General features: G+C 74.4%; 23 protein-coding genes, 3 tRNA genes and 2 pseudogenes. 13 read left to right on the top strand and 15 right to left on the bottom strand.

Annotated elements, in window-relative coordinates:
- Window positions 1–122 precede the first annotated feature (122 nt).
- A complete protein-coding gene (locus QSK52_RS23115; RefSeq protein WP_285738046.1) occupies window positions 123–1,313 on the top strand; it encodes an alpha/beta hydrolase in 1,191 nt (396 codons plus the stop codon).
- Window positions 1,314–1,329: 16 nt separating this feature from the next.
- Here the strand turns inward: QSK52_RS23115 and QSK52_RS23110 are convergent, their stop codons facing one another.
- Together QSK52_RS23110 and QSK52_RS23105 are read right to left on the bottom strand one after the other, a co-directional pair.
- Window positions 1,330–2,346 (bottom strand): aldo/keto reductase, encoded by a 1,017-nt coding sequence (locus QSK52_RS23110; RefSeq protein WP_285738045.1) that lies wholly within the window; start codon window positions 2,344–2,346, stop codon window positions 1,330–1,332.
- On the bottom strand, window positions 2,343–2,837 hold the full coding sequence (locus QSK52_RS23105; RefSeq protein ID WP_285738044.1) for a MerR family transcriptional regulator: 495 nt from the start codon (window positions 2,835–2,837) through the stop codon (window positions 2,343–2,345). The genes QSK52_RS23110 and QSK52_RS23105 overlap by 4 nt, the downstream gene beginning before the upstream one ends.
- 117 nt (window positions 2,838–2,954) lie before the next feature.
- Between QSK52_RS23105 and QSK52_RS23100 the strand changes: the two genes are divergently transcribed.
- Entirely contained in the window at window positions 2,955–3,785 is an 831-nt protein-coding gene (locus tag QSK52_RS23100) for a serine hydrolase domain-containing protein (protein WP_285738043.1), read from the top strand.
- A gap of 164 nt (window positions 3,786–3,949) precedes the next feature.
- Here QSK52_RS23100 and QSK52_RS23095 read toward each other — a convergent pair whose 3' ends face one another.
- Window positions 3,950–4,780 (bottom strand): pirin family protein, encoded by an 831-nt coding sequence (locus tag QSK52_RS23095; protein ID WP_285738042.1) that lies wholly within the window; start codon window positions 4,778–4,780, stop codon window positions 3,950–3,952.
- 247 nt (window positions 4,781–5,027) lie between these two features.
- Here QSK52_RS23095 and QSK52_RS23090 point away from each other — a divergent pair, with 247 nt between their 5' ends.
- The 5 genes from QSK52_RS23090 to fabF all read left to right on the top strand — a co-directional run bounded on the left by QSK52_RS23090 (window position 5,028) and on the right by fabF (window position 9,977).
- Window positions 5,028–6,224, top strand: a complete 1,197-nt coding sequence (locus QSK52_RS23090; RefSeq protein ID WP_051733198.1) for a PucR family transcriptional regulator — start codon at window positions 5,028–5,030, stop codon at window positions 6,222–6,224.
- Window positions 6,225–6,314: 90 nt separating this feature from the next.
- A complete protein-coding gene (locus QSK52_RS23085; RefSeq protein ID WP_285738041.1) occupies window positions 6,315–7,253 on the top strand; it encodes an ACP S-malonyltransferase in 939 nt (312 codons plus the stop codon).
- The gene (locus QSK52_RS23080) at window positions 7,250–8,278 is read left to right on the top strand and encodes a beta-ketoacyl-ACP synthase III (RefSeq protein WP_285738040.1); all 1,029 of its coding nucleotides are present in this window, start codon (window positions 7,250–7,252) and stop codon (window positions 8,276–8,278) included. Before QSK52_RS23085 ends, QSK52_RS23080 begins: the two co-directional genes overlap by 4 nt.
- Before the next feature lie 82 nt (window positions 8,279–8,360).
- Entirely contained in the window at window positions 8,361–8,603 is a 243-nt protein-coding gene (locus QSK52_RS23075) for an acyl carrier protein (protein WP_033250147.1), read from the top strand.
- Window positions 8,604–8,708: 105 nt separating this feature from the next.
- Window positions 8,709–9,977 carry a beta-ketoacyl-ACP synthase II gene (gene fabF / locus QSK52_RS23070; protein ID WP_285738039.1) on the top strand — a complete coding sequence of 423 codons (1,269 nt, stop codon included), beginning with the start codon at window positions 8,709–8,711 and terminating at the stop codon, window positions 9,975–9,977.
- 57 nt (window positions 9,978–10,034) lie between these two features.
- Here the strand turns inward: fabF and QSK52_RS23065 are convergent, their stop codons facing one another.
- Together QSK52_RS23065 and QSK52_RS23060 are read right to left on the bottom strand one after the other, a co-directional pair.
- On the bottom strand, window positions 10,035–10,529 hold the full coding sequence (locus QSK52_RS23065) for a DUF3145 domain-containing protein (protein WP_285738038.1): 495 nt from the start codon (window positions 10,527–10,529) through the stop codon (window positions 10,035–10,037).
- 286 nt (window positions 10,530–10,815) lie between these two features.
- Window positions 10,816–11,838 (bottom strand): NADP-dependent oxidoreductase, encoded by a 1,023-nt coding sequence (locus QSK52_RS23060; protein ID WP_285738037.1) that lies wholly within the window; start codon window positions 11,836–11,838, stop codon window positions 10,816–10,818.
- 115 nt (window positions 11,839–11,953) lie between these two features.
- On the opposite strand from QSK52_RS23060, the gene QSK52_RS23055 reads away from it, so the two are divergent.
- Together QSK52_RS23055 and QSK52_RS23050 are read left to right on the top strand one after the other, a co-directional pair.
- Window positions 11,954–12,469 (top strand): MarR family winged helix-turn-helix transcriptional regulator, encoded by a 516-nt coding sequence (locus QSK52_RS23055; protein WP_285738164.1) that lies wholly within the window; start codon window positions 11,954–11,956, stop codon window positions 12,467–12,469.
- Window positions 12,470–12,666: 197 nt separating this feature from the next.
- Entirely contained in the window at window positions 12,667–14,280 is a 1,614-nt protein-coding gene (locus QSK52_RS23050) for an LCP family protein (RefSeq protein WP_285738036.1), read from the top strand.
- 114 nt (window positions 14,281–14,394) lie between these two features.
- Here the strand turns inward: QSK52_RS23050 and QSK52_RS23045 are convergent, their stop codons facing one another.
- Window positions 14,395–15,288, bottom strand: coding sequence for a 1-aminocyclopropane-1-carboxylate deaminase/D-cysteine desulfhydrase (locus tag QSK52_RS23045; protein ID WP_285738035.1), 894 nt, complete (start codon window positions 15,286–15,288; stop codon window positions 14,395–14,397).
- 94 nt (window positions 15,289–15,382) lie between these two features.
- Between QSK52_RS23045 and QSK52_RS23040 the strand changes: the two are divergent.
- A pseudogene (locus tag QSK52_RS23040) lies at window positions 15,383–15,981 on the top strand (transposase).
- Window positions 15,982–16,011: 30 nt separating this feature from the next.
- Here the strand turns inward: QSK52_RS23040 and QSK52_RS23035 are convergent.
- The 7 genes and pseudogenes from QSK52_RS23035 to QSK52_RS23010 all read right to left on the bottom strand — a co-directional run bounded on the left by QSK52_RS23035 (window position 16,012) and on the right by QSK52_RS23010 (window position 22,028).
- Window positions 16,012–16,797, bottom strand: coding sequence for a hypothetical protein (locus tag QSK52_RS23035; protein WP_285738034.1), 786 nt, complete (start codon window positions 16,795–16,797; stop codon window positions 16,012–16,014).
- 399 nt (window positions 16,798–17,196) lie between these two features.
- Complete coding sequence (locus tag QSK52_RS23030; RefSeq protein WP_352230300.1) at window positions 17,197–18,174, bottom strand: YncE family protein; 978 nt, start codon at window positions 18,172–18,174, stop codon at window positions 17,197–17,199.
- A gap of 187 nt (window positions 18,175–18,361) precedes the next feature.
- Window positions 18,362–18,991, bottom strand: coding sequence for an ankyrin repeat domain-containing protein (locus QSK52_RS23025; RefSeq protein ID WP_285738033.1), 630 nt, complete (start codon window positions 18,989–18,991; stop codon window positions 18,362–18,364).
- A gap of 437 nt (window positions 18,992–19,428) precedes the next feature.
- A pseudogene (locus tag QSK52_RS39490) lies at window positions 19,429–19,586 on the bottom strand (IS5/IS1182 family transposase); the annotation flags it as partial.
- Between the two features lie 106 nt (window positions 19,587–19,692).
- The gene (locus tag QSK52_RS23020; RefSeq protein WP_285738032.1) at window positions 19,693–20,415 is read right to left on the bottom strand and encodes a hypothetical protein; all 723 of its coding nucleotides are present in this window, start codon (window positions 20,413–20,415) and stop codon (window positions 19,693–19,695) included.
- 209 nt (window positions 20,416–20,624) lie between these two features.
- Complete coding sequence (locus QSK52_RS23015; protein ID WP_285738031.1) at window positions 20,625–21,290, bottom strand: hypothetical protein; 666 nt, start codon at window positions 21,288–21,290, stop codon at window positions 20,625–20,627.
- A gap of 664 nt (window positions 21,291–21,954) precedes the next feature.
- A tRNA-Ile gene (locus tag QSK52_RS23010) sits at window positions 21,955–22,028 on the bottom strand.
- A 228-nt stretch (window positions 22,029–22,256) separates the two neighbouring features.
- Between QSK52_RS23010 and QSK52_RS23005 the strand changes: the two genes are divergently transcribed.
- The gene (locus QSK52_RS23005) at window positions 22,257–22,709 is read left to right on the top strand and encodes a hypothetical protein (RefSeq protein WP_285738030.1); all 453 of its coding nucleotides are present in this window, start codon (window positions 22,257–22,259) and stop codon (window positions 22,707–22,709) included.
- Between the two features lie 128 nt (window positions 22,710–22,837).
- Window positions 22,838–23,608, top strand: coding sequence for a trypsin-like serine peptidase (locus QSK52_RS23000; RefSeq protein ID WP_285738029.1), 771 nt, complete (start codon window positions 22,838–22,840; stop codon window positions 23,606–23,608).
- A 116-nt stretch (window positions 23,609–23,724) separates the two neighbouring features.
- On the opposite strand, the gene QSK52_RS22995 is transcribed toward QSK52_RS23000, so the two are convergent.
- A tRNA-Asn gene (locus tag QSK52_RS22995) sits at window positions 23,725–23,797 on the bottom strand.
- Between the two features lie 5 nt (window positions 23,798–23,802).
- Window positions 23,803–23,875: transfer RNA gene (locus QSK52_RS22990), tRNA-Asn, on the bottom strand.
- A 312-nt stretch (window positions 23,876–24,187) separates the two neighbouring features.
- On the opposite strand from QSK52_RS22990, the gene QSK52_RS22985 reads away from it, so the two are divergent.
- Window positions 24,188–24,481 carry a hypothetical protein gene (locus QSK52_RS22985; protein ID WP_285738028.1) on the top strand — a complete coding sequence of 98 codons (294 nt, stop codon included), beginning with the start codon at window positions 24,188–24,190 and terminating at the stop codon, window positions 24,479–24,481.
- Window positions 24,482–24,601: the final 120 nt, after the last annotated feature.

The following is a 24,601-nucleotide window of genomic DNA, read 5'->3' as shown; positions in this document are numbered from 1 at the left end:
GAACACTGTTTGCGCCCTGCCCGCGGGGTCGGCCGCCCTCTACTCTGGCTGACTAGTAGTTGGCAGTCACGCACCGTCGGGTCAGTCCCGCCGCGCTGTACCGGCCCGAGGGAGTGGACGCCATGCACCGCAGGCGGGTCAAGCGAATCCTGATCGGCGTGTTCGCCGGGTGCGCCGCCCTGGTGGACGCCGGTGCGGCCGCCGCGCAGGCCGCCGCCTCCAACGAGCAGTTGGCGATCACCACCCCGCCCGCGGGCAGCTCCGCCTGGGTCGCCGACCGGACCCTCGGCCGCCCGCTGCCGGACCCGGCCACCGCCGACCCGGCCGCCGTCGCCGCCTTCTTCGCCTCCCTCTCCCCGGCCGAGCTGAACCGGCTGGTGGCCGAGTACCCGCTGGTGGTCGGCAACCTGGACGGCGCCCCGCTGGACGTCCGCTACCGCGCCAACCGGGTCGCGATCACCGCCGAGCGGGACCGCGCCCGGCAGCGCGCCGCCGACACCGGCCTGGACCCCACCACCCGCGCGCTGGCCCTCTCCCGCGCCAACGACTCCGACCGGCTGCTGGCCCCGGGACGGCAGGTCCTGGCCTTCGACCCGCGCGGCCGCGGCCTGGTCACCGAGGTCTGGGGCGACCTGACCTCCGCCGAGCGGATCGCCGTCCTGGTGCCCGGCTCGGACGCCGACCTCGGCCACTTCGACCAGACCGCCGACCCGCTGCGCTCCCCCGCCGGGATGGCCCGCGCCCTGTACGCCGAGGAGCACGCCCAGGCGCCCGGCACCCGCACCGCGGTGATCGCCTGGACCGGCTACGTCACCCCGCAGGGCCTGGGCCCGGACGCGGTCACCTCCCGGCTCGCCGAGGCGGCCGCGCCCCGGCTGACCCGGCTGCTGGCCGGCCTCAGGCAGACCACCCACCCGGACGCGCCGCCCGCGCTGCTGTGCCACTCGTACGGCTCGGTGGTGTGCGGCACCGCCTCGCCCTCGCTGCACGAGGCGCAGCCCACCGACGTGGTGGCGTTCGGCAGCCCCGGGATGGGCGTGGACTCGGCCGCCGAGCTGGGCACCGGCGTCCAGGTGTGGGCGGCCCGCAACCCCGGCGACTGGATCGGGAACGTGCCGTACCTGGAGGTCGGCGGCCTCGGGCACGGCGCCGACCCGACCACCCACGCCTTCGGCGCGGTGTCGATCTCCTCGCTGGGCGCCAGCGGCCACAACGGCTACCTGGCCGAGGGCACCGCGAGCCGGCACAACTTCGCCGCCATCGCGCTGGGCCACTACGGCGAGGTCAGCGGCCCGTCCGAGAGCCAGGGCTGACGCCCTCCGGGGGCGGTCAGACCTCGCGGGCGTCGGCGGTGGAGCTCATGTCGGCGTAGCGGCTGCCGGAGACCCGGGCGGAGATCGGCTCCAGTTCGGCCAGCTCCTCCTCGGTCAGCACCAGCCGGGTCGCGCCCAGGTTCTCCTCCAGCCGGGTGCGCTTGCGGGTGCCGGGGATCGGCACCACCGCGGTCAGGCCGTGCACCGCGGCGCGCTGCTGCACCCAGGCCAGCGCCACCTGCGCGACCGTCGCCCCGTGCTGCTCGGCGATCTTCCGTACCGGGGCGACCAGTTCGGCGTTGCCGGCCGCGTTCTCGCCGCTGAAGCGCGGCAGGTGGCGGCGGAAGTCGCTCGCGTCCAGCTGCCCGGCGTCGGTGACCGCCCCGGTCAGGAAGCCCCGCCCGAGCGGCGAGTACGGCACCAGCGCCACGCCCAGTTCGGCCGCGGCGGGCACCGCGCTGCGCTCCACGCCCCGGGCGAAGAGCGACCACTCGGACTGCAGCGCCGCGATCGGGTGCACCGCGTGCGCCTCCCGCAGCTCGGGGCCGGTCACCTCGGACAGGCCCAGGTGGCGCACCTTCCCGGCCGCGACCAGCTCGGCCATCGCGCCCACCGACTCGGCCAGCGGCACGTCCGGGTCGCGGCGGTGCATGTAGTAGAGGTCGATCACGTCGGTGCCGAGGCGGCGCAGCGAGGCGTCCACCGCCTTGCGGATGTACGCCGGGTCGTTGTTGATCCCCCGGTAGTGCGGGTCGTCGGCGCGCCGCTCGATGGCGAACTTGGTGGCCAGCACGACCTGTTCGCGGTGCGCCCGGACGAACGGCCCGATCAGCTCCTCGTTGGCGCCCGAGCCGTAGACGTCGGCGGTGTCGAAGAGGGTGACGCCCAGCTCCAGGGCCCGCTCCAGGGTGGCCAGCGCCTCCTGGGTGTCGGTCGGGCCGTAGAACTCGCTCATGCCCATGCAGCCCAGGCCCTGCACGCCCACGAGCGGGCCGTCGGTGCCGAGCCGGGTGGTCTCGATGGTGCTGCTCATGCGCTCTTCCTGTCCTGTGCGGAGTGCTGTTCCCGGGTCTCCCCGTCGCCGTCGGCCGGGAGGACGGGCGTGCCGTAGTGCTCGATCTTCAGGTCGATCACGGCGAGCGTGGCGTGCAGGTCGGCGAGCCGCTGCCGCACCTCCTCGCGGTGCGCGACCAGCAGCTCCCGCCGCTGGGCCCGCGTGCCGTCCCCGGCCCGCAGCAGCTCGACGTACCGGACCATGTCGGCCACCGGCATGCCGGTCAGCCGCAGCTTGGTCAGGAACGCCAGCCGGGCCAGGTCCGCGTCGCTGTAGCGGCGCTGCCCGGCGTGCGAGCGGTCGACCGGCTCCAGCAGGCCGATCCGCTCGTACCAGCGCAGCGTGTGCGCGGACAGGCCGCTGACGGCGGCCACCTCGCTGATGCTGTGGCCCGCCGTCCGGTCCGGCCCGGGGGCCGGGGTTCCGAGCGCCCCCGCGCACACTGCCGTTCCCTGCTCGGGCTCTGCCATGGTTTCCGGACCCCCGTCTCGACGACAACGACGACGCTACCGAGTTGGAGCGCACTCCAAGCAAGCCTGGCACGCCACCGGCCGTCCCGGGTCCGGCCCGCTGGGTAGAGTGCGCGCATGCAGAGCTTGCGGATGATCGAGGACTGGCCGGTACCCCACGCCGCGGCGGCGGTGGTCCGCGGGAGCGACGGTGCGCTGCTGGGCGCGCACGGCCCGCAGGAGCACCTGTTCCCGCTCGCCTCGGTGACCAAGCTGCTCAGCGCGTACGCCGTGCTGGTCGCCGTCGAGGAGGGCGTCTTCGAGCTCGACGACCCGGCCGGTCCGCCCGGCTCCACCGTCCGCCACCTGCTCGCCCACACCTCCGGCCTGGCCTTCGACGAGCACCGGGTGATGGCCGAGCCCGGCAACCGGCGGCTCTACTCCAACGCCGGGTTCGACGTGCTCGCGGCCGCCCTGGAGGACGCCTCCGGGATCCGCTTCGACCAGTACGCCGCCGAGGCCGTCTTCCGGCCCCTCGGCATGCACGCCACCCTGATCAACACCGCCCACCGCGCCCCCGCCGGCGCGGGCGGCCTCTCCACCGTCGCCGACCTCGTCCGCTTCGCCGCCGAACTGCAGTCCCCGAAGCTGCTCGACCCGGCCACCCTGCGCGCCGCGACCCGCGAGGTCGCCTTCCCCGGCACCAGCGGCGTCCTGCCCGGCTTCGGCCACCGCCGTCCCAACGACTGGGGCCTCGGCTTCGAGATCCGCGACCACAAGGCCCCGCACTGGACCGGCACCGCCAACTCCCCCGCCACCTTCGGCCACTTCGGCCAGTCCGGCACCTTCCTCTGGGTCGACCCCGCCGCCGACCTCGCCTGCGTCGCCCTCACCGACCGCGACTTCGGCCCCTGGGCGGCCGAGGTCTGGCCGCAGCTCTCCGACGCGGTCCTCGCCGAGAACGCGTAACGCGGAGCGCGGAGCGCGACACCGGGGGCGCGGGGAGCTGCGCGAGCAACCCCGCACCCACCGCGAGGTCGCGAGGCGACGCCGACCCACCGCCCACCCCGCGACCTTGCTGACGTGCGCCTCCCGCAGCGCGCAGTTCCCCGCGCCCCGGGTCTCGCGCCCTCTCAGCCGTACTGCACGGGCGTGTGCATCTCCCAGAGCAGCAGTTCCACCCCGTCCTGCCCCGCCGTCGGGTCCGCGAACGCGTCGCCCGTGATGCGGACGGAGTCGCCCGGCCCCGCCGAGCGCCCGCCGCCCTGCGGGCCCGGGACGGTGCGGTAGCCGACCGAGCCGGAGACGACGTGGACGTAGCGGTAGGGGGCGGCGGGGAGGGCGGGCAGCGGCATCCAGGCCGGGGTGCGGACCAGCCACAGCGCCGCGTCGCCGCGCCGCAGCCGCAGCGCCCGCCCCGCGTCCGCCGCCCGGCCCGAGGCGAGCAGGGTGAGCCCGTCCCCGTCGGGGACCGCCGCGAGGCCGAAGCCGGGCGCGGCGCCGTACTCGTCGGGCTGGAGCCACATCTGGACGAAGGTGACGGGTTCGGTCGCGCCGCCGGCGTTGCGTTCGGTGTGACTGATGCCCGTCCCGGTGGACTGCACCTGCACGGTGCCGCGCCGCACGACGCTCGCGTGGCCCGCGTCGTCGCGGTGGGCGAGGGCGCCGGAGACGACCCAGGTCACGATCTCGGTCTCGCTGTGCCGGTGGGCCTCGTACCCGGCGCCGGGGGCGAGGGTCTCCTCGTTGCAGGCGAGCAGCGCGCCGAAGGAGGTGTTCTTCGGGTCGTAGTGGCCGGCGAAGGAGAAGGCGTGCCGGGTGGTGACGCCTTCGGCGGGTTCCGACAGGTAACGCTCGGCGGCGCGCCGGAGGTCGGCGCGGCCGCGCTCCTTCCGGACGGGGCCGGACGCCGGTTCGATGGTTTCGCACGCGTGCCCGTCGGGGGGCGGAGTTTCCACGCTCACGGGCACCACGGTAGCCGGTGTGACGGGTGCCACCGGACGACATCGGGCCGGGTGTGCACGAGCACCCTCCGGCGTGAGGCAGGCTAGTGCCGTGCCCTCCGCTTCAGCGAAACCCGACAAGTCCTCCGACCGTTCGTCCGAGGAGCGCTCCGCCCCGGAGCGGTCCGCGGAGCGGGTCCAGGAGAAGAAGCCCGCCAAGCGCCCGTCCGGCCCGGGGCGGGCGGCCGCGGTGCCCGGCCGGGGCCGGATGACGGCCGAGGAGCGCCGGTTGGCGGCCGAGCGGGCGGAGCTGCGGGCGGCGACGCTGAAGCGGCTGGAGAAGTCGGCGGGCAAGCTGGCGTCCGCGGCGATCGCCCGGATGGACGACCAGCTGGCCTGGTACCGGCGGATGCCGCCGGAGCACCGCTCGTGGATCGGCCTGGTCGCCCAGGCGGGCATCGCGGCGTTCACCGAGTGGTACCGGCGCCCGGAGGCCTCGCAGGCGATCTCCACGGACGTGTTCGGCACCGCCCCGCGGGAGTTGACCCGGGCGATCACGCTGCGGCAGACCGTGGAGCTGATCCGCACCACCATCGAGGTGATGGAGGAGGCCATCGAGGAGGTGGCCGCGCCCGGCGACGAGGCGGGGATGCGCGAGTCGGTGCTGGTCTACGCCCGGGAGATCGCGTTCGCCACCGCGCAGGTGTACGCGCAGGCCGCGGAGGCGCGCGGCGCGTGGGACGCCCGGCTGGAGGCGCTGGTGGTGAACTCGTTGCTGTCCGGGGACGCCGACGAGGGCGTGCTGTCGCGGGCGGCGGCGCTGGGCTGGGGCCAGCCGAGCCAGGTGCGCGTGGTGATGGGCAGCGCCCCGGACGGGGACAGCGAGCTGGTGGTGGAGGCGATCCGGCGCGCCGCCCGGTACGCGAAGCTGCACGTGCTGACGGGGGTGCTGGGCCGCCGCCTGGTGGTGGTGGTCGGCGGCGACAAGGAGCCGGTGCACGCGGCCCGGGCGCTGATCGGCCAGTTCGCGCCGGGTCCGGTGGTGGTCGGCCCGACCGTCGGCGACCTGCTGTCGGCGACCCGCTCGGCGCACGCCGCCGCGCAGGGCCTGAAGGCGTGCGCGGCCTGGCCGGACGCGCCCCGCCCGGTGCTGGCCGACGACCTGCTGCCGGAACGCGCGCTGGCGGGCGACGAAGTGGCGCGCCGTCAGTTGGTGGAGGAGATCTACACACCCCTGGAGGAGGCCGGTTCGGCACTCCTGGAGACGCTGAGTGTCTACCTGGAGCAGGCGTCCTCGTTGGAGGGCGCGGCCCGGATGCTCTTCGTCCACCCGAACACCGTGCGCTACCGGCTGCGTCGTGTGACAGACGTCACCGGCTATGCTCCGTCAGACGTGCGTTCGGCCTTCACCCTGCGCATCGCCCTTGCTCTGGGGCGTCTCGGCTCCGGGCCCGACCAGGGCTGAGCGGACTGTAGGGACTCCACAAGCCGACGTGCTTTTCTTCGTCATCGTCGCCTACCCGCCCGCGGGCGTCCGGCGAGAGAGGGTTGAACCGTGCTCGTTATCGTCGCCCCTGGACAGGGTGCCCAGACTCCCGGCTTCCTCAACCCCTGGCTCGAACTGGACGGTGCCGCCGACCGGCTGCGCCGGTGGTCGGCGACGGCCGGCCTCGACCTGGTGCACGCCGGCACCGAGGCCTCCGAGGAGGAGATCAAGGACACCGCCGTCGCGCAGCCGCTGCTGGTGGCCGCCGGCCTGGTGACCGCCGCGGCACTGTTCCCGCAGGGCGTGGCCGGTGCGGTCGGCGCGGTGGCGGGCCACAGCGTGGGCGAGATCACCGCCGCGGCGCTGGCCGGGGTGCTGTCCGAGGAGGACGCGCTGGGCTTCGTCCGCGAGCGCAGCCTGGGCATGGCGGAGGCCGCCGCGGCGACCGCGACCGGCATGACCGCGGTGCTCGGCGGCGACCCGGAGGCGGTGCTCGCCAAGCTCGCCGAGCACGGCGTGAGCGCGGCGAACAACAACGGCGGCGGCCAGCTGGTCGCGGCCGGCACGCTGGAGCAGCTGGACGCGCTGAAGGCGGACCCGCCGGCCGGCGCGCGGCTGATCCCGCTGAAGGTCGCGGGCGCGTTCCACACCGCGCACATGGCCCCGGGCGTGGCCCGGCTGGAGAAGCTGGCGCCGACCCTCACGACCGCCGACCCGGCCGTCGCGTACCTCTCGAACCGGGACGGCGAGGTGGTCGGCTCCGGCGCCGAGGTGCTCGCCCGCCTGGTCTCGCAGGTGTCCAACCCGGTCCGCTGGGACCTGTGCATGGAGACCCTGCAGCGGCTCGGCGCGACCGCCGTGATCGAGCTGTCCCCCGCCGGTACCCTCACCAACCTGGTCAAGCGCAACGTCAAGGGTGTCGCCACGCTGGCCCTGAAGACCCCCGCCGATCTCGACAAGGCCCGTGCACTCGTGGCCGAGCACGGCGGCCAGGAGGAGAGCGCATGAGCGCGACCATCAAGCCGGTCACCGGCGCCCGGTTCTCCCGCATCCACGGCGTGGGCGGCTACCGGCCGACCCGGGTGATCCCCAACTCCGAGGTGCTGAACTGGATCGACTCCTCGGACGAGTGGATCCGCACCCGTTCCGGCATCGCCGAGCGCCGCTGGGCCGGGCCGGAGGAGAGCGTCGCCGAGATGTCGGTGCAGGCCGCCGGCAAGGCGATCGCGATGGCCGGGATCAGCCCGGAGCAGATCGGCGGCGTCATCGTCGCGACGGTCTCGCACCTGAAGCAGACCCCGGCGATCGCCACCGAGATCGCCCAGCGGCTCGGCTGCGGCACCGCCCCGGCGTTCGACATCTCGGCCGCCTGCGCGGGCTTCGGCTACGGCCTGAGCCTGGCCGACGGCATGGTGCGCGGCGGCAGCGCCGGGTACGTGCTGGTGATCGGCGTGGAGCGGCTGTCGGACCTGACCGACGTCACCGACCGGTCGACCGCGTTCATCTTCGGCGACGGCGCGGGCGCCGCGGTCGTCGGCCCGTCCGAGACCCCCGGCATCGGCAAGGTGGTCTGGGGTTCGGACGGCTCGCAGGCCGAGGTGATCTCGCAGACCCAGGCCTGGGACACCGCCTTCGCCAAGCCGGACGCCGTCAACGGCACCGGCGAGGAGGTGAGGTGGCCGGCCCTGCGGATGGAGGGCCAGACGGTCTTCCGCTGGGCGGTGTACGACATGGCGAAGGTCGCCGAGCAGGCCCTGGAGGCCGCCGGGATCACCGCCGACCAGCTCGGTGCGTTCATCCCGCACCAGGCCAACATGCGCATCATCGACGCCATGGTCAAGAAGCTGGACCTGCCCCCGAGCGTCCCGGTGGCCCGCGACATCGCGGAGACCGGCAACACCTCCGCCGCGTCGATCCCGCTCGCCATGGAGCGGATGCTGGAGCGCGGCGAGGCCAAGAGCGGCGACTTGGCGCTGATCATCGGCTTCGGGGCGGGTCTGGTGTACGCCGCCGCAGTCGTTACGCTCCCCTAGGCGTTTTTCTCCGCCCCACCCCTGGAAACCCGCGTCGGTCCGCCGGACCGGACGCTGTCAACACCGAGAAGGAGCAGCCGACATGGCTACCCGCGAAGAGGTTCTCGAAGGTCTCGCCGAGATCGTGAACGAGATCGCCGGCATCCCCACCGAGGACGTCGCGCTCGACAAGTCCTTCACCGACGACCTGGACGTCGACTCGCTGTCCATGGTCGAGGTCGTCGTCGCCGCCGAGGAGCGCTTCGGCGCGAAGATCCCGGACGACGAGGTCAAGAACCTCAAGACCGTCGGCGACGCGGTGGACTTCATCGTCGCCAACGCCTGACCTGCGGTCAGACCGCCCGGTCGGGGCGCGCCCGGCGCGCCCCGACCGGTCCCCTCCCCTCCGGCCCCCCGGTCCTCCCCTCAGATGTGAGAGAAGAAGAAACCAGTGACTGCTGAAAACCGCACCGTGGTCGTCACGGGTATCGGCGCCTTCACGCCGCTGGGCGGCGACGCCGCCACTTTCTGGGAGGGCCTGCTGGCCGGCAAGTCCGGGGTCCGCGCCCTCACCGAGGACTGGGCGGCCGAGCTGCCCGTCCGGATCGCCGCCCGGGTCGCGGTCGAGCCCGGCGAGATCCTGCCCCGCCCGCTGGCCCGCAAGCTGGACCGCTCGGCGCAGTTCGCGCTGATCGCCGCCCGCGAGGCCTGGAAGGACGCGGGCTACGAGGCCCCGGCCACCGACGACGCCAACCCGCTGGCCCCCGAGCGCCTGGGCGCGGTCATCGCCTCCGGCATCGGCGGCGTCACCACCCTGCTCGACCAGTACGACGTGCTCAAGGAGCAGGGCGTCCGCAAGGTCTCCCCGCACACCGTCCCGATGCTGATGCCCAACTCCCCGGCGGCCAACGTCGGCCTGGAGGTCGGCGCCCGCGCGGGCGTGCACACCCCCGTCTCCGCCTGCGCCTCCGGCGCCGAGGCGATCGGCTACGCGATCGAGATGATCCGCACCGGCCGCGCCGACGTGGTGGTGGCCGGCGGCACCGAGGCCGCGATCCACCCGCTGCCGATCGTCGCCTTCTCCAACATGATGGCGATGTCCAAGAACAACGAGGACCCGGAGCACGCCTCCCGCCCGTACGACAAGGGCCGCGACGGCTTCGTCCTCGGCGAGGGCGCGGGCGTGGTCGTGCTGGAGTCCGCCGAGCACGCGGCCGCCCGCGGCGCCCGGGTCTACTGCGAGGCCGTGGGCCAGGGCCTGTCCTCGGACGCCCACCACATCGCCCAGCCCGAGCCGACCGGCGCCGGCGTGGCCCGCGCCGTCGACGACCTGTTCGCCCGCAACGACCTGGACAAGTCCGAGGTGGTGCACGTCAACGCGCACGCCACCTCGACCCCGCAGGGCGACACCGCCGAGATCAAGGCGCTGCGCCGGACCCTGGGCGAGCACCTCGACCACGTGGCGATCTCCGCCACCAAGTCGATGACCGGCCACCTGCTCGGCGGCGCGGGCGGCATCGAGACCGTCGCCACCGTGCTCGCGCTCTACAACCGGATCGCCCCGCCGACCGTGAACGTGGTCGACCTGGACGACGACATCGACGCCGACATCGTCCGCGACGAGGCCCGCAAGCTGCCGGTCGACGGCCGCATCGCCGCGCTGAACAACTCCTTCGGCTTCGGCGGCCACAACGTGGTGCTGGCCTTCCGCACCGTCTGACCCGCACGACGCCCCGGAAGGGGGCCCGGGGTTCGCACCCCGGGCCCCCTTCCGCGTTCACACCACCTGGTGCAGCCAGCGCACGGGCGCGCCCTCGCCCGCGTACCGGAACGGCTCCAGCTCGTCGTCCCAGGGCTTGCCGAGCAGCTTGGCGATCTCCGCCTCCAGGTCGCCGCCCTCGCTGCGGGCGCGCAGCAGCACGGCGCGGAGCCGGTCCTCGGGGATCAGGATGTCGCCGTGGAGGCCCGTGACGGCGTGGAAGATGCCGAGCGCGGGCGTGGAGGAGTACCGCTCGCCCTCCGCCGTGGCGCAGGGCTCGCTGGTCACCTCGTACCGCATCAACTGCCAGCCGCGCAGCGCGGAGGCGAGCTTGGAGGCGGTGCCGGGCTCCCCCTGCCAGGAGAGTTCGGACCGCCAGTGCCCCGGCGCGGCGGGCTGCCTGATCCAGTCGAGGTTGATCCGCACACCGAGCACGCCCGCGACCGCCCACTCGACGTGCGGGCACAGCGCGCGGGGCGCGGAGTGGATGTAGAGCACACCACGTGTCGTCACCGGGACCTCCTGGCTGTGGACGAGGGTCGCCTTCCCCAGCTGCCTCGTGCCGTCACCGGTGGGTACCGGTAGGTGCTGACCACTTGCTACCCCGTGAAGCTCAACTTACTCGACATTAGGTCATCAAATCGAGCAAAACGGACAAGCTTTCCCCCCATGCTAGTCGCTTCCTCCGAGAGGTCTACCCCCACGGCCCCCACCTCCCCCGAACGGCCGCACGCGTGCGCCCCCGCCGGGAATCGCGCTCCGGCGGGGGCGGACTGACGGACCGGCAGCCGACCCGGGGTCAGACCTTGACGACCATCTTCCCGGTGTTGGCGCCGCGCAGCATGCCGAGGAACGCCTCGACGGCGTTCTCCACGCCCTCGACCACGGTCTCGTCCGAGCGCAGCTCGCCGCTGCGCAGCCAGCCGCCGACCTCGGCGAAGAAATGCCCGCGCAGCGCGGCGTGGTCGCCGACGATCATGCCCTGCAGGCGCAGCCGCTTGCCGATGGCGAGCGCCAGGTTGCGCGGCCCGGTGGGGGCGGAGGTGTCGTTGTACTGGGCGATGGCCCCGCACAGGGTGACCCGGCCGTGCACGTTGAGCGCGCCGATCGCGGCCTCCAGGTGCTCGCCGCCGACGTTGTCGAAGTACACGTCGATGCCCTCGGGCGCGGCCTGGGCGAGCTGCTCGGCGACCGGGCCCGCCTTGTAGTCGAAGGCGGCGTCGAAGCCGTACTCCTCGACCAGGGTGGCGACCTTCTCCGCGGAGCCCGCCGAGCCGACGACCCGCTTCGCACCCTTGAGCCGGGCGATCTGGCCGACCAGCGAGCCCACCGCACCGGCCGCGCCGGAGACGAAGACGGTGTCGCCCTCCTTGAACGAGGCGACCTCCAGCAGCCCGGCGTACGCGGTCAGGCCGGGCATCCCGAGGACGCCCAGGTAGGCGGAGAGCGGGGCGAGCCCGGGGTCGACCTTCACCGCGTGCGCGGCGTCCAGCGTGGCGTACTCGCGCCAGCCCAGCCCGTGCAGCACGGCGTCCCCGACCGCGAAGCCCTCCGCCGCGGAGGCCACCACGTACCCGACCGCCCCGCCGTCCATCGGCGCGCCGAGCGCGTACGGCGGGACGTAGGACTTCACGTCGTTCATCCGGCCGCGCATGTAGGGGTCGACGGAGAGGTAGGCGTTGCGCACCGTGATCTCGCCCGGGGCCGGGCGGCGGACGGGGGCCTCGACCAGGGCGAAGTCCGCCGGGTCGGGCCAGCCCTGCGGGCGGGCGGCCAGGTGCCACTCGCGGCCGGTGGCGGGGACGTCCTGCTCTGCTGCCATCAGATGCTCCTCAGGGTGAAATATTCACTAGCTAAAGCAATCGTGGGGATGAAAGGTTCAGGTTGTCAAATGTTCAGCTAGACTCGGGAGCATGGCGCAGCGGGAGGAGCAGGTCATGGCGGAGCAGACACCGACTGTCGACCCGATCACGCTGGAGGTCGTCGACCTGATGGCGCGCCTGGTCGGCCTCTTCCACCGCGAGTACGAGGAGGCCGCGGCCGCCCGTTCGCTCACCGGCGCCCAGGCCAAGGTGCTGGCGCTGCTGCGACGCGGCCCGATGCCGATGCGGCACATCGCGCAGACCCTCGCCTGCGAGCCCTCCAACATCACCGGCATCGTCGACCGGCTGGAGGGCCGCGGCTTCGTCACCCGCGAGTCCGACCCGCAGGACCGCCGGGTCAAGCTGGTCGTCGCCACCGACGCCGGGCGCTCCGCCTCCGCCGAGCTGCGCGAGTCGCTGAACTTCGCCCGCGAGCCGCTGGCCGCCCTGGAGGGCGAGGAGCGCGCCCAACTGCGCGACCTGCTGCGGCGGATGCTCGACTCCACCGGTGCGGGCACCGGCCCCAGCAGCGGTGACGGTGGCGCCGGGGGCGCCGCGAAGGCCGGCGGGGGCACCGCGAAGGCCGGCTGAATCGCCGTCGGCACCGGGGCCCGCGGCTCCTCCGCGGCCCGGTTCGAAGAAACTCTCGAAAAAGATGGTTCGCTTGTAACCATTCCGTGCGTCGAACCGTCCAAGTAGTGACGAGTACCGATCCGCAGTGCGGCGGGTCGGTCCAGTGCCTGCCCTCGGGCACCAGTTCCCGCTGCGCGCAGAGAGACGCCCGACCGATGACCGACGCCACGCAGGACGCCGCCCCGGCCCGCTCCCGCGGCCGCCGAATAGCCCGGACTCTCGGGGCCACCGCCGCCGCGCTGGTCGTCGCCGCGGCCGGCACCGGCGCCTGGTACTACCAGCGGCTGGACCGCAACATCACGACCTTCGCCCCCGAGGGCATCGCCTCCAGCCGCCCCCCGGTCGCCACGCCCGCGCCCACCGGCGGACGGCCCGTCAACGTCCTGCTGCTCGGCTCCGACACCCGCGAGGACGGCAACAGCTCGCTGGGCGGCGGCGACGAAGGCGTCGGCCACTCCGACACCGCGATCCTGCTGCACGTGTACGCCGACCACAAGCACGCGGTCGGCGTGTCCATCCCGCGCGACACCCTGGTCACCGTCCCGCCCTGCCTGCTCCCGAACGGCACGTGGACCAAGGAGCGGGCCAACCAGATGTTCAACTCGGCCTTCACCGTGGGCGAGTTCAAGAACGGCAACCCGGCCTGCACGCAGAACACCGTGGAGACCCTGACCGGGCTGCGGGTCGACCACACCCTGGTCGTCGACTTCAAGGGCTTCGCGGCCATCACCAGCGCCGTCGGCGGCGTGGACGTCTGCGTCCCCAACGACGTGGACTCGTACGGCATCCACCTCGCCAAGGGGCGGCAGACCGTCTCCGGCCAGCAGGCCGTGGACTACGTCCGGGCCCGGCACGGGATCGGCGACAACTCCGACATCGGCCGGATGCTCCGGCAGCAGGCGTTCATGTCCTCGCTGATCAAGAAGGTGCAGGAGAAGGGCTTCGACCTGTCCACCCTGCTGCCGCTGGCCGACGCCGCCACCAAGTCGCTCACCGTCGACCCCGAGCTCGGATCGCCCTACAAGCTCGCCGAGTTCGCCCAGTCCCTGCAGGACATCCAGCTCTCCGACATCCAGTTCGTCACTCTCCCCTGGCGCTTCCAGGGCGAACGCGTCGCCGTGGTCGAACCCGACGCGAGCATCCTGTGGGACCTGCTGCGCCAGGACCGCACCCTCGACGGCCGCAGCACGGACACCGGTGCGGGTGCGGGTGCCGGTGCCGTCCCGAGCACGAGTCCGAGCACGAGCCCCGGTGCCTCCCCCGCCGCGACCGGCGGCGCCTCGGCCACGGCCACGGCCTCGGCACCGGTAGCGACCTCGGCATCGGGGAGCGCGGGCGCCGACGCCTCCGGCCGGGCCGACCGCACCCTGCTGGACGTGCCCGTCACCGTGCACAACGCGGCCAAGTCGGGCGGCCTGGCCGGGCGCACCGCGCTCGGCCTGCGCGGCAACGGCTACACCGACATCACCATCGGCCCCGACACCCCGACCCGCCGCACCACCCTGATCGAGTACGCCCCCTCCCGGCGGGCCGCCGCCGAACGCCTCGCCCAGCTCTACCCCGGCGCCGAACTGCGCTCCACCGCCGACGTCGACGGCATCGTGCTGACCCTCGGCCAGGACCGCGCCCTCACCAACGTCCCCGAGGCGGGCGCGGGCGCGGGCGGCAGCGCCTCCCCCGACGCCCTCCCCTCCGGCATCCCGTCCGGCATCGCCGACAACACCCGGCCCGCCGACACCGACCTCTGCAACGACCTCAGCTTCGGCTGACCCGTCCGCCGCCGGAACCGACCGCCCCGGGGCCCACTGCCCCGGGCTCACCGTCCCGGGGCCCGCCGTCCCGGGGCCCGCCGTCCCGGGGCCCGCCGGTCCGTTCCGGCGGTCTCACTGCACCGGGTCCGGAACCCCCGTCACCACCACCGTCACCCGGCGGCCGCGCAAGGCGCCCGCCCGCAGCAGCCCGTACGCACCCCACAGCGCCTTGGCCACGTAGCGGCGCTCCACCGGGACGCCGTACGCGCCCTCGAACCACCGGGCGAACCGTTCCAGCTCCGGCGGAACGCGCCCGTAGCCGCCGCCGTGCCACTCGTGCGCCAGCCGCCAGTTGGCGAACTCGCGGCCGTACCCGGCCCGGTGCAGGGCCGTCACCTCCCCTTCCAGGTAGCCCTCCCCGCGCAGCACCGCCACACCGAGCGCCCGCGGGCCGTCGGGCAGCCCCGCCGCGATCCCGGCCAGGGTGCCGCCGGTGCCGACCGCGCAGCACACCACGTCCCGCGGGCCGAAGTCCGGGTGCTGGTCGGCGAGTTCCCGGGCGATCAGCGCGGCGCCGCGCACGGCGAGGCCGTTGGAGCCGCCCTCGGGCAGCACGTAGTACCCGGCCCGGTGCTCGTGCCGCCCGGAGGCCGCCTCCCGGTAGGCGGAGCGCTCGACGAACTCCAGCACCATGCCGTCCCGTTCGGCCTGCGCCAGCGACCAGTTGCGCGGCCGCCCGGCGAGCTCCGCGCCGCGGATCACGCCGGTGCTGGCCAGCCCGAGCCCGTGCGCGGCGGCCGCGACCGCCCGCACGTGCGTGGAGTACGCCCCGCCGTAGGTGAGCAGCCCCCGGGCGCCCTCGGCGAGGGCCCGCTCCAGGTTCGGGGCGAGCTTGCGCCACTTGTTGCCGGGGACCGTCGGGTGCGCCAGGTCGTCCCGCTTGAGCCACAGCTCCGCGCCCGCCGCGGCGAACTCCGGGTCGTCGACCACGGTCAGGGGCGTGGGCAGGTCGGCGGGGAGGAGCATCCGCCCACCCTAGGGCGCGTATCTGGTGGTGATCAATTTGCAGGTCCTGCCCTCGCTGTGGTCCCGGTCCGGCAGATCGTGTTGTGCGAAGTGAATGCAACTGGCCAACGCCGAGCGGGAGTTGATCGAGCCGTACCTGCCGGTCGGTGAGTACGGCCCGTACCCCGAGCGGCTACGTCGGCAGTTCGAGGGCGTGATCCGGCGGTTTCGGACGGGCGGCCGGTGGCGGGAGGTGCCGGGCGAGTTCGGTGCCTGGTCGACGGTCCACGACCGCTTCCGGCAGTGGCGGGACGCCGGAGTGTTCGAGGCCCTGCTGGAGGGTGCGATCCGAAGACCGCCCTGCTCGGACGGTCCAGGGGCGGTCAGACCAGCAAGGTCCACGTCGCCGGAGACAAGGCCTACTCGTCCCGCGGCCACCGCGCCCACCTGCGCAAACGCCACGTCAAAGCGGTCATCCCGGAGAAGAGGGAGCAGGCCGCCAACCGGAAAAAGAAGGGCAGCGGCGGCGGCCGCCCCGTCAGCCACGGCACCGAGCCCTACAAGGACCGCAACACCGTCGAGCGCCTGATCAACGAACTGAAGGCCTGGCGGGGCATCGCCACCCGATCCGACAAGACCCCGGAAAGCCACCTCGCCGGCCTCCGCCTCCGTGGCGCGACGATCCAGATCGAGGACCTCACCCGAACTCATTGATCACGACCAACGACGCTCCCCAGGGCGCTCTCATTGCGGCGTGAAGGGGAACAGGAACGCCACGGTGCCGCCGGCCAGCAGCAGTGGCAGTCCACCGATGGTGAGGGCACCGATCTTGAACAGCACGGGGCCCCACGCCAACTGTGAGGAGCCTCGCCAGGGCTTCTTCGGGTCGTAGGTGACACGGATCCGCGGTCCGCGGTTCTTTCCCCGATGGCTGCGCTCAACGCCGTCGGCGCCGGTGAACCTGTACCAGGCCGCCCCGTCCCTGGTTCTGAAGTCGAACGTGGCGGACACGGTGATCCCGCGGCGCCTCAGCGCGAGGTGGAGCAGCGTGTCGTGCACCGCGACGAGCAGCATGAGCAGGCCGATGGTGAGTGGCACCGCCCCGACGACCACGAATACAACGTCCGGCCCGTGGGTGGCACCGACCCAGATCGTGTACCCGAGGTACGCGAGAATGAGGGCGCCGATGATCGCCAGTCGCAGTCGTACCACCGGCTCCGGCTTGTCCTTCTCCGGCTGCTTCAGGGCAGTAACGGTGACCCGGGCACTCCCGGCCGGATCCCGCTGCTCGGGCAGTGCGGCGGTCAGTGCGGTCACGAACGCGGTGGCGGTGGTCGCGTTGCCGCCGTCCACCCGGTACACGACTCCGTCGGTAAGCACGATCTCGACGTCCCGCCCGCCGCCGGTCCGGGTCTCCTGGATCACTGCGAGCGGGATCTCGGTGCGGGAGCCGTGGTCGACCAGCCGAAGGCCGTCGGCGTCGAAAACCGTCTCGGCCTCGGCTCCGAGAAGTACCTGCGCAGAGACCATGTGCGTCCGCCCCCCGGGTATGACGTGGTGTGATCCTTGTCGTGCTTTCCGGGAACCTACCGCGCCCCGGCGGGGTGTGGCGCCAGTGGGCCGGGAGTTCTCACGGAGGCCCCCGGCCGGTGGCCTTGTCGGCCTCCACCTCCGCGCCGCGGTGATCTGGCTCCCACCCCTCACCCGAAGCACTCATTTGATCACCATTGGATACGCGCCCTGGTGCCGCGTCAGGCCGCCTCTGTCGTCGAGAAACGCTCCCCGGCCCCGAGGAGGGCTGGGGGCACCCCCTCGGTGCGTGCCGTCGGCGTGCCGGGGTCGCGACGGGCGTCGCGGCGGGCGAAGGTGGTCCGGCACGGCAGCAGGGCCTCCCGCTCCGCCCGGTGCGGCCCGGCTGCTCCCCCGGTCTCAGAGCACCGCCACCCCCAGCGGTCGGTGTCCGGCCTCCAGTCGGCGGGTGGCTCCGCTGTCGAGGTCGACCAGGGTGATGCCGTCCCAGTAGCCGTCCCGGGTGAAGCCGCCGGTGACGTACGCCGTCCGTCCGTCCGCCGATATCGCCACGTTCTCGTGCGGGGCGTCGAGCGGGTACACCCGTTCGCTCCCGTCGGGATGGCGGACCGTCAGGCTGGGCCCCCGGTCGGCCCCGGTGATCGGGCCGGAGCCGACCACCAGCAGCCGCCCGTCCGGGGCGAGGGTGGCACCGTGCTGGTGGGTGTCGGCGGTCATCGGCTCGATCGCCACCTCCCCCGTGGCCGGGTCGACCACGGCGAGGCGCTCGCCCTCGAAGGGCAGCAGCAGCCTGCCGTCACCCGGCCGGACCACCGCGTAGTGCGGTTTCAGCCAGGAGCCGAGCCCGCCCTCGGTGCCGTACGGCGCGACCTGGATCCGCCGGGTGGCCAGGCCGTCCGCCGCGACCACCGTCACGTCGAAGGAGTCGTGGCCGGTCGCGTAGACCTGGCGGCCGTCCGGCGAAACGTCGACGTCGAAGGGCCGTCGGCCGACCGGGGCCACCCCGGTGACCTCGCCCTTCGCGGTGTCGACGACCTCCAGCACGCCGGAGTGCCCCGGCACGTTCACCCCGACGTACAGCCGGGTGCCGTCCGGCGCCAGGGCCAGGCCCATGGCGCCGCCCCGGTACTCGCCCGTCCCGACCGGGCCGGTGTCGGTGCGCAGCGGGACGGTGCGGAGCAGGGTGCGCGCCCGGGTGTCGACCTCGGCGACGCCCTCCGCGGTGCTCACCCAGGCCCGCCCGTCCGCCCCGACCGCCACCGCGTACGGGGCCGTGCCGACGCGCACCGAGCCGATCGCCCCGTGCGCCGGGTCGACGAAGGTCACGCTGTCCGCCCCGAAGTCGGCCACCAGCAGCGTCCCGGCCGGGGTGGGCACCGGGGTGGGCGTGGCGGGCAGCGGGGTGGGCGTGGCGGCGCCGGAGGGGCCGCCGCCGTCGGACGGGGCGGGGTCGGGGTGGCGGCCGCGCTGCCGCTGCCGCCGGGGTCGGCGCAGCCGGCCAGCAGGACGGCCAGCAGCGGCGCGGCCACCGACAGCAGCGGGCCGGTGCGCCTGCGGCGGGTGGTCATCGGGCTGCTCCGTTCTCCCGGTCGAATCGGGCCTCGGCCTCCCGCAGGAGTGCGGCCAGCGCGGCGAAGCCGCGTCGTTCGGCGTGCTGCCGGGCCGTGACGCCGTCGGCGTCGGCGAGCCGCGGGGAGGCGCCCGCGGCCAGCAGCAGCCGGACGACCTCGGCGTGCGCGCGGCCGCCGTCGCCGAGGATCACGGCCTCCAGCAGGGCCGTCCAGCCGAGCCGGTTGACGTGGTCGACGTCGATGTCGGTCTCCGCCAGCACGGCCCGCACGTAGGCGACGTGGCCGCGTTCGGCGGCGGGTATCAGGCTGACCCCGCCGAAGCGGTTGGTCAGCCCGAAGTCCGGCCGGGCGGGCAGCAGGGCGCGCATCATCGGCACGCTGCCGGTGACACCGGTGACCAGCCAGGGGCTGTCCTCCCGCTCGTCCTGCGCGTCCGGGTCCGCCCCGGCGGCGACCAGGAGTTCGGCGACGGGGACGTGGTCGGCGAGCGCGGCGAGCAGCAGCGCCGTCCGCCCGTGCGGGTCGCGCGCCTCCGGGGCGGCGCCGTCCGCGAGGGCGGCCCGGGCGGCGGCGAGGTCACCGGTGCGGGCGGCGGTGAGCAGGCGTTGGTCGGTCGCGGTCATCGCGGTCCTCCTCCTGAGGGACGGCAGGGACAGCACGGAATGCCTCAACGGGTGCGGGGGCGAGGGGCTGGTGGCGGGAACGGGCCGGGGTCGGGGACGGGGCGGGACAGGCCGGGGGTGGGCGGGTCTGCTTCCCCCACTCCATATTTGCCCCGCGTACCGCCCCGCTCCGTCGGCGGAACGGTCAGACCCGGCGAGCATTCCGGTGGACCCCGGCATCATCCGATCGGTCGATGCGCGATCACTCCGGAGCGCGTTCCCGCAGCTCAGCGCCGCTCGCGGGCCCGGCGGAACGTTCCCCTCCCGGCCGCGCACCCCGCCCCGAAGTCCCCGGACGAGCCCGCCGACAACCCTCCGACCCCGGGCGAGGTCGGCACCGGCACCGGCACCGGCACCGGCACGAAGCCCGCACCCCAGCGGGCCGAGGCGCTGGACGCGCGGCACACCGTCGCCGTCGGGGCGCCGGAGAGCGGCGCGAGCTGCCGCGTCGTCAGGTTCGCCCGGTGGCGCACCGCCACCAGCGGCCCCGTTCCGCCAGCGGCAGGCACCGCGGTCTGCCGCCACCGGGCCCGTTGCCGCGCCGCTCGTGCACCGCCCCGCCGGGCCCTCGCACTGCCGCGTCCGCGGCCCCGCGAACCTCGCCGCCCCGCTGTTCGGAGCCTGGGTCTCCGGCGTTGCGGAGGTGGCCGGGTGACCTCGCGTCAGCCCGGGTGGAAGGCGATCCGGACGTTGGCGTCCACCGGAAGGATCAGCACGTTGCCCTCCTTCCACGTCCAGTCGCGCGGGATCAGGAACATCCGGTCGTTCGCCTGCGCCAGCAGCCGCAGCCCCCGGTAGCGGTAGCGGAACCTCTGCCCCGCTCCGGCGTCCGGCAGCGCCCGCTCGTCCACGCCGGCCCACTGCAGGTAGAGGCGCTCGGTGGTGTCGAGGACGACCGCCGGGCGCAGCGCGAGGTTGCGGGCGAGCCACTCGGCGTCACGGTGCCCCTTCTGGTGGGCGAAGCCGCCTGCGGTCCAGAACGAGCAGAGCACGATCAGCGCCACGCTGATGCCGAGTGCCGCCCGCTCCCCGGTCAGCGGGTAGGCGGCACCGGCCGCCCGTACGGCCAGCAGCCGCGCCAGCACCACCAGCAGCAGCGCACCGCCCAGCAGTAGCGGGGTGCCCGTGGGGCCCGCGTCGATGACCTCGAAGCCTGCGAGGAACCCGAGCACCGCGAGCGGGACGGCGGGCAGCGCGACGATCCGGCAGGCCCGGCGGACGGCCCGGCGCCCCTCCGCGCCGCTGCGGACGGTCCGGGTGGCCAGGTGGTAGGCGATCGCGACCACCAGGGCGCCGCACAGCAGGACGCCGGCCGGGAGGTAGAGCGCGGCCGAGCTACGGAGCAGGAGGTCCTGGCCGGAGAAGCCGATGGTGGCGGAGTCCACGCCGAAGTAGCTGTAGAGGGAGTCGGTGTAGGCGTAGCCGAAGAAGAGCAGCAGGGCGGTGATGAGCGTGGTCGGCGCGATCCAGGAGGCGATCAGACCGATCCAGCTGCGCCACGAGCGACCTTCCGGCTGCGGCGGGCCGGGCTGCTCCGGACCGGGCGGATCCGGTTCGTCGGGTGGGTCGCCGGACGGCCGCTCGTCGGTAGTGCTCAGCGGGGGCTCGCGGACTCGGGGAGCGGGACGGGCTGCTCGGACGCTCCGCTGTCGGACGTACCGCTGTCGGGAGTACCACTGTCGGGAGTACCGCCGTCGGGAGTACCGCCGTCGGTGGGGCCGTTGCTGGGTTCGTCGGTGCCGCCGCCGTCGGGGGAGCCCTCGGGGACGTCGACCGTTCCGGCCGCGGGGCCCCGCCTGCTCGCACCGTTGACGGTGACGGTGACGCAGATCGTGCGGCTGCTCCCGGCCGGCGGCCTCGGCCCGGCGAGGGTGAACTCGGCCGTCTCGGGCGTGGTGCCGCCGACCACGCTGACCTCCCGGCTGGCCGGGCTGGCGGGCGCGGACTCCTTGCCGCCGGTGCAGTCGGTGACCTGGCTGATGGTGGCCGTGAAGGTCTCCTTCCGCGGACTCGACAGGTCGATCCGGGCGAGGCTCCACGTTCCGCTGGCGTTCGCCGAGACCTGGCCGGCCGCGTTGAACCCGCCCTGGTTCCCGCCGGCCTCGGTCCGGCTGTCGTCGGGCTGCTCCCCCGAGCCCTCCGTCGGCGGCGAGGCCCCGAGGTCGCCACCGGACTGCGCGGCCGAGGACGTCGCCCCGGATCCCGAGTCACCGCCGCCACCGCAGGCCGCGAGGACGGGTACGAGCAGTGCGGTGGCCAACCGGCGGGCGGTTCTGCCGACGGTCGGGCGGGACGTGGGGCGCGGTGTCCGGGGCATGCGGTCTCCATCCGGGCGGCGGGACGAGAACAGGGCCGGAGCGGCCTGGCCGAACGCTACCCGTTCGCACACGGCCCGACTGTCCGCCAGCCGGGTGGCAGCCGGCCCGGGCGGCACCCGCTCCGGCGGTCCATCACCCGACCGGGCGCGACGACCGTGAGCCGACGTGCTGATCGGCCGGTCCGGCCGGGGCCGACCCGCCGTCGCCCGACCCCGTCCGTACTCGACGGCGGGGAAGCTCATCGCCGGACTCGACGACGCACCGGTCCGGGCGGGGGGTCTTCGCCGCGCCGCCCGTCGGACCGCGGTCACACCTGCCGGTGGCCGCTGTCGGCGACCGGGTCGGTGAAGACGTCCGCCGGAAAGGAGGTGTCGTCCGCCGGACGGGACGCAGCGCCCTTGCTCCGGCCTCCCGTGACGGGGCGTCATGTCGCCGCTCCGGCCGTGCGCGCTCTGCTGCGCCGTGTCCACCAGAAGTCCACTGGAGGGTGAACTTTCGGGCCGGAGGAGGGCGAGCAGCGGGCCGGTGCTCTACGATTTGCGTGACCCGTCCGGCGTTTCGCCTGGTCAGAGGGTCCATTGGCTGACGGGCGGTCAGCGGCCGAGGTAGGGCGGGTGGGACTCGAACCCACGACCAAGGGATTATGAGTCCCCTGCTCTAACCGGCTGAGCTACCGCCCCCCGACTCGACCCGCCGGGGCCGACGACGCGGTCCTGGCAGCAGCAGACGGCCCCTCAGGGCCGCCCCCGGCAGCATAGCCGGTCGATCACCCGTGGTGCGCGCCGGGGGCGCATCCGGGTACGCACGGCCCGGCGCCCGTCCGCACCTTGGCGGTCCGGTGGCGGGGCCGTGCTGCGGCGGGTGAGGCTGGACCGTCGGGTTGGCGCGAGCGGGAGCGGGTGGCCGGGATGAAGCGGTCCACGGGTGCGACGGCGTTGACGACGGCCCCGGCCCTGGCGGCGACCGGCTGCGGCTCCGCCGGGGACGGGGCGGAGGCCCCCACCGGTTCCGCCTGCGGTTCCGGCGCCGCGGCCGCGCACGGCCGGAGCCGGGAACGGCTGCGCCCCGCCGCCGACCGGCACCGGGGCACCGGCCGCACGGCCGGACCGACGCCACCGAACGACCGGGTCGGTGCGGAGTTCGCGCACGGCGCGGACGGCGACCCCTCCTGCACCACCGGCGTGGTCGACGACCCCGGTTCCGGCGGCAGCCCCTGGGCCACCCGCCTCGGCCCGCGGCCCCGCCCCGGCACCGTGACCGGCGGCCGCCGGGAGGGCGGTGGCACCGCGGGCACCTCCTCCAGCAGCCACTTCGGCGGACAGGTCCGGACGCTCCACCAGCAGGCGTCCGGCGGCCCGTGACCCCGCCCCGGGCCGCGCACCGGGCCCCGCGCCGGACGGTGGTTGCCCGGTCCGCACGGGCCCTGGTAGATCTTGCTACGACCGCCGCCCGGCGCCCCGGGCGGGCCGCCGAGCAGAAGCGAGCCGCGGTGCCGCGCACCTCCCTCCGATCCGGCCCCCCGTCCCCGGCCACCGCGGCCGGGGTGCTGGTGCTGCTGCTGGCCGCGGCCGTGACCGGCTGCGGCTCCGCCGAGCAGGCCGGCGCGCCGGAACAGGCGGTCGCCGACCCCGCCCCGTCCGGCCCGGCCACCGACCGGGTCGGCGCGCTGTTCGTCGAGGACACCGGCGGCGCCCGGGTCTGCACCGCCAGCGTGGTGCACAGCCCCGGCCGGAACCTGCTGATCACCGCCGCCCACTGCGCGGCCCCCGAGGGCGTCCCGCTGGACGACCTGGTCTTCGCCCCCGGCTACCGCAACGGCCTGACCCCGCACGGGACCTGGCCGGTCACCGCGGTGACCGTCGACCCCGCCTGGGAGGGCGGGCAGGACGAGGACGACGACGTCGCCTTCCTCACCGTCGGCCCGCTCGACGGGCGGCAGGTCGAGGACGAGGTGGGCTCCGGCGCGTTCGCGGCCGGCCTCGGCACCGGGCAGGAGGTCACCGTCACCGGATACCCCAACGCGGGCGAGGCCCCGATCACCTGCCGCACCCGCACCTCGGCGCGCAGCGCCACCCAGCAGCGCTTCGACTGCGCCGGGTTCACCGACGGCACCAGCGGCAGCCCGTGGGTCACCGACGCGGGCCAGGTGATCGGGGTGATAGGGGGTTACCAGGCGGGCGGCGCGAGCCCGGACACCTCGTACAGCGTGGCCTTCGACGCGCACGTCGCCGACCTGTACCGGCGGGCCGCCGCCGACTGAGACCAGGGGACGCCGGGACGCCGGGCGGGCGGCACCGGGGCGCGGGCAACACGAAGGCCCCTCGGCATCGCCGAGGGGCCCTCGCTCCGTGCTCGTCACCGTGACTTCCGGTGAAGCTCCCCCAATTGGACTCGAACCAATAACCTGCCGATTAACAGTCGGCTGCTCTGCCAATTGAGCTATGGGGGACCGCGCTCCTCCAATTGGACTCGAACCAATAACCTGCCGATTAACAGTCGGCTGCTCTGCCAATTGAGCTATGGAGGATCGTGCTTCCGCTCCGACCACCCCGGTCTCCGGATCGCTCCGGGGGCCTCGGTGCTCGCTGCGGGACATACATTAGCGCACTCAGGGGGGTGTTCCGCCAATCGCTTTCCCGGCGGCCTCCCCCACCTCGGGCGCCCCGCCCCCGCCCCGGCCCGGCCCGGCGCGCCCCGCGTGCGCCCCGCGGTGCGGACGGGGATGCTGGTGCACGGCGGCCCGACCGCCCGGGCCCGCCACCGGCCGGGTGGTTCACGGCCCGGCCGGACGGGTAGACGCGGCACACAATCGCGCGACGACGAAGGGTGGAACCAGGGCATGTGGAAGGTGTCGTTGATCGTGGGCCTCGGGATCGGGTACGTCCTCGGTACCCGGGCCGGGCGCGAACGTTACGAGCAGTTGGCCGGTGCGGCCCGGCACGTGCGGGAGAACCCGCGGGTGCAGGACGCCGCGGGCAAGGCCAAGCAGCAGGCCGGTGCGGTCGCCGGGAAGGCCGCCGGGGCGGTCGCCGACAAGGTCGGCGAGAAGCTGCCGCACGCGCTGACCGAGCGCGTCCCGTACTTCGCCAAGCAGCACGGCGAGGACGACGGATGGGGCACCGTCCACCCCTGACAGTGATGATGTGACTGGTGGTTCTGCTGATGAGCCTGACCCGCCCCCTGACTGACGCCTCGGGCTGTCCTGTTTGGGATTTGTCGGCTCATCAGCAGGCCATCACGCACGCGGCCGGAC

Source organism: Kitasatospora phosalacinea (genome assembly GCF_030268885.1).
Taxonomy (GTDB): domain Bacteria; phylum Actinomycetota; class Actinomycetes; order Streptomycetales; family Streptomycetaceae; genus Kitasatospora; species Kitasatospora phosalacinea_C.
This window is presented reverse-complemented; position numbering and strand designations above follow the sequence as displayed.

Bases quoted from the DNA above. Each gene is read 5' to 3' on its own strand.
- QSK52_RS23045 (WP_285738035.1), bottom strand. From the start codon at position 15,288: ATGCTCCTCCCCGCCGACCTGCCCACGCCCCTGACCGTGGTCGACGAC.
- QSK52_RS23050 (WP_285738036.1), top strand. From the start codon at position 12,667: ATGACCGACGCCACGCAGGACGCCGCCCCGGCCCGCTCCCGCGGCCGC.
- QSK52_RS23005 (WP_285738030.1), top strand. From the start codon at position 22,257: ATGAAGCGGTCCACGGGTGCGACGGCGTTGACGACGGCCCCGGCCCTG.
- QSK52_RS23100 (WP_285738043.1), top strand. From the start codon at position 2,955: ATGCAGAGCTTGCGGATGATCGAGGACTGGCCGGTACCCCACGCCGCG.
- QSK52_RS23115 (WP_285738046.1), top strand. From the start codon at position 123: ATGCACCGCAGGCGGGTCAAGCGAATCCTGATCGGCGTGTTCGCCGGG.
- QSK52_RS23035 (WP_285738034.1), bottom strand. From the start codon at position 16,797: ATGGTCTCTGCGCAGGTACTTCTCGGAGCCGAGGCCGAGACGGTTTTC.
- QSK52_RS23060 (WP_285738037.1), bottom strand. From the start codon at position 11,838: ATGGCAGCAGAGCAGGACGTCCCCGCCACCGGCCGCGAGTGGCACCTG.
- QSK52_RS23110 (WP_285738045.1), bottom strand. From the start codon at position 2,346: ATGAGCAGCACCATCGAGACCACCCGGCTCGGCACCGACGGCCCGCTC.
- QSK52_RS23105 (WP_285738044.1), bottom strand. From the start codon at position 2,837: ATGGCAGAGCCCGAGCAGGGAACGGCAGTGTGCGCGGGGGCGCTCGGA.
- QSK52_RS23025 (WP_285738033.1), bottom strand. From the start codon at position 18,991: ATGACCGCGACCGACCAACGCCTGCTCACCGCCGCCCGCACCGGTGAC.
- QSK52_RS23090 (WP_051733198.1), top strand. From the start codon at position 5,028: ATGACGGCCGAGGAGCGCCGGTTGGCGGCCGAGCGGGCGGAGCTGCGG.
- QSK52_RS23055 (WP_285738164.1), top strand. From the start codon at position 11,954: ATGGCGGAGCAGACACCGACTGTCGACCCGATCACGCTGGAGGTCGTC.
- QSK52_RS22985 (WP_285738028.1), top strand. From the start codon at position 24,188: ATGTGGAAGGTGTCGTTGATCGTGGGCCTCGGGATCGGGTACGTCCTC.
- QSK52_RS23080 (WP_285738040.1), top strand. From the start codon at position 7,250: ATGAGCGCGACCATCAAGCCGGTCACCGGCGCCCGGTTCTCCCGCATC.
- QSK52_RS23075 (WP_033250147.1), top strand. From the start codon at position 8,361: ATGGCTACCCGCGAAGAGGTTCTCGAAGGTCTCGCCGAGATCGTGAAC.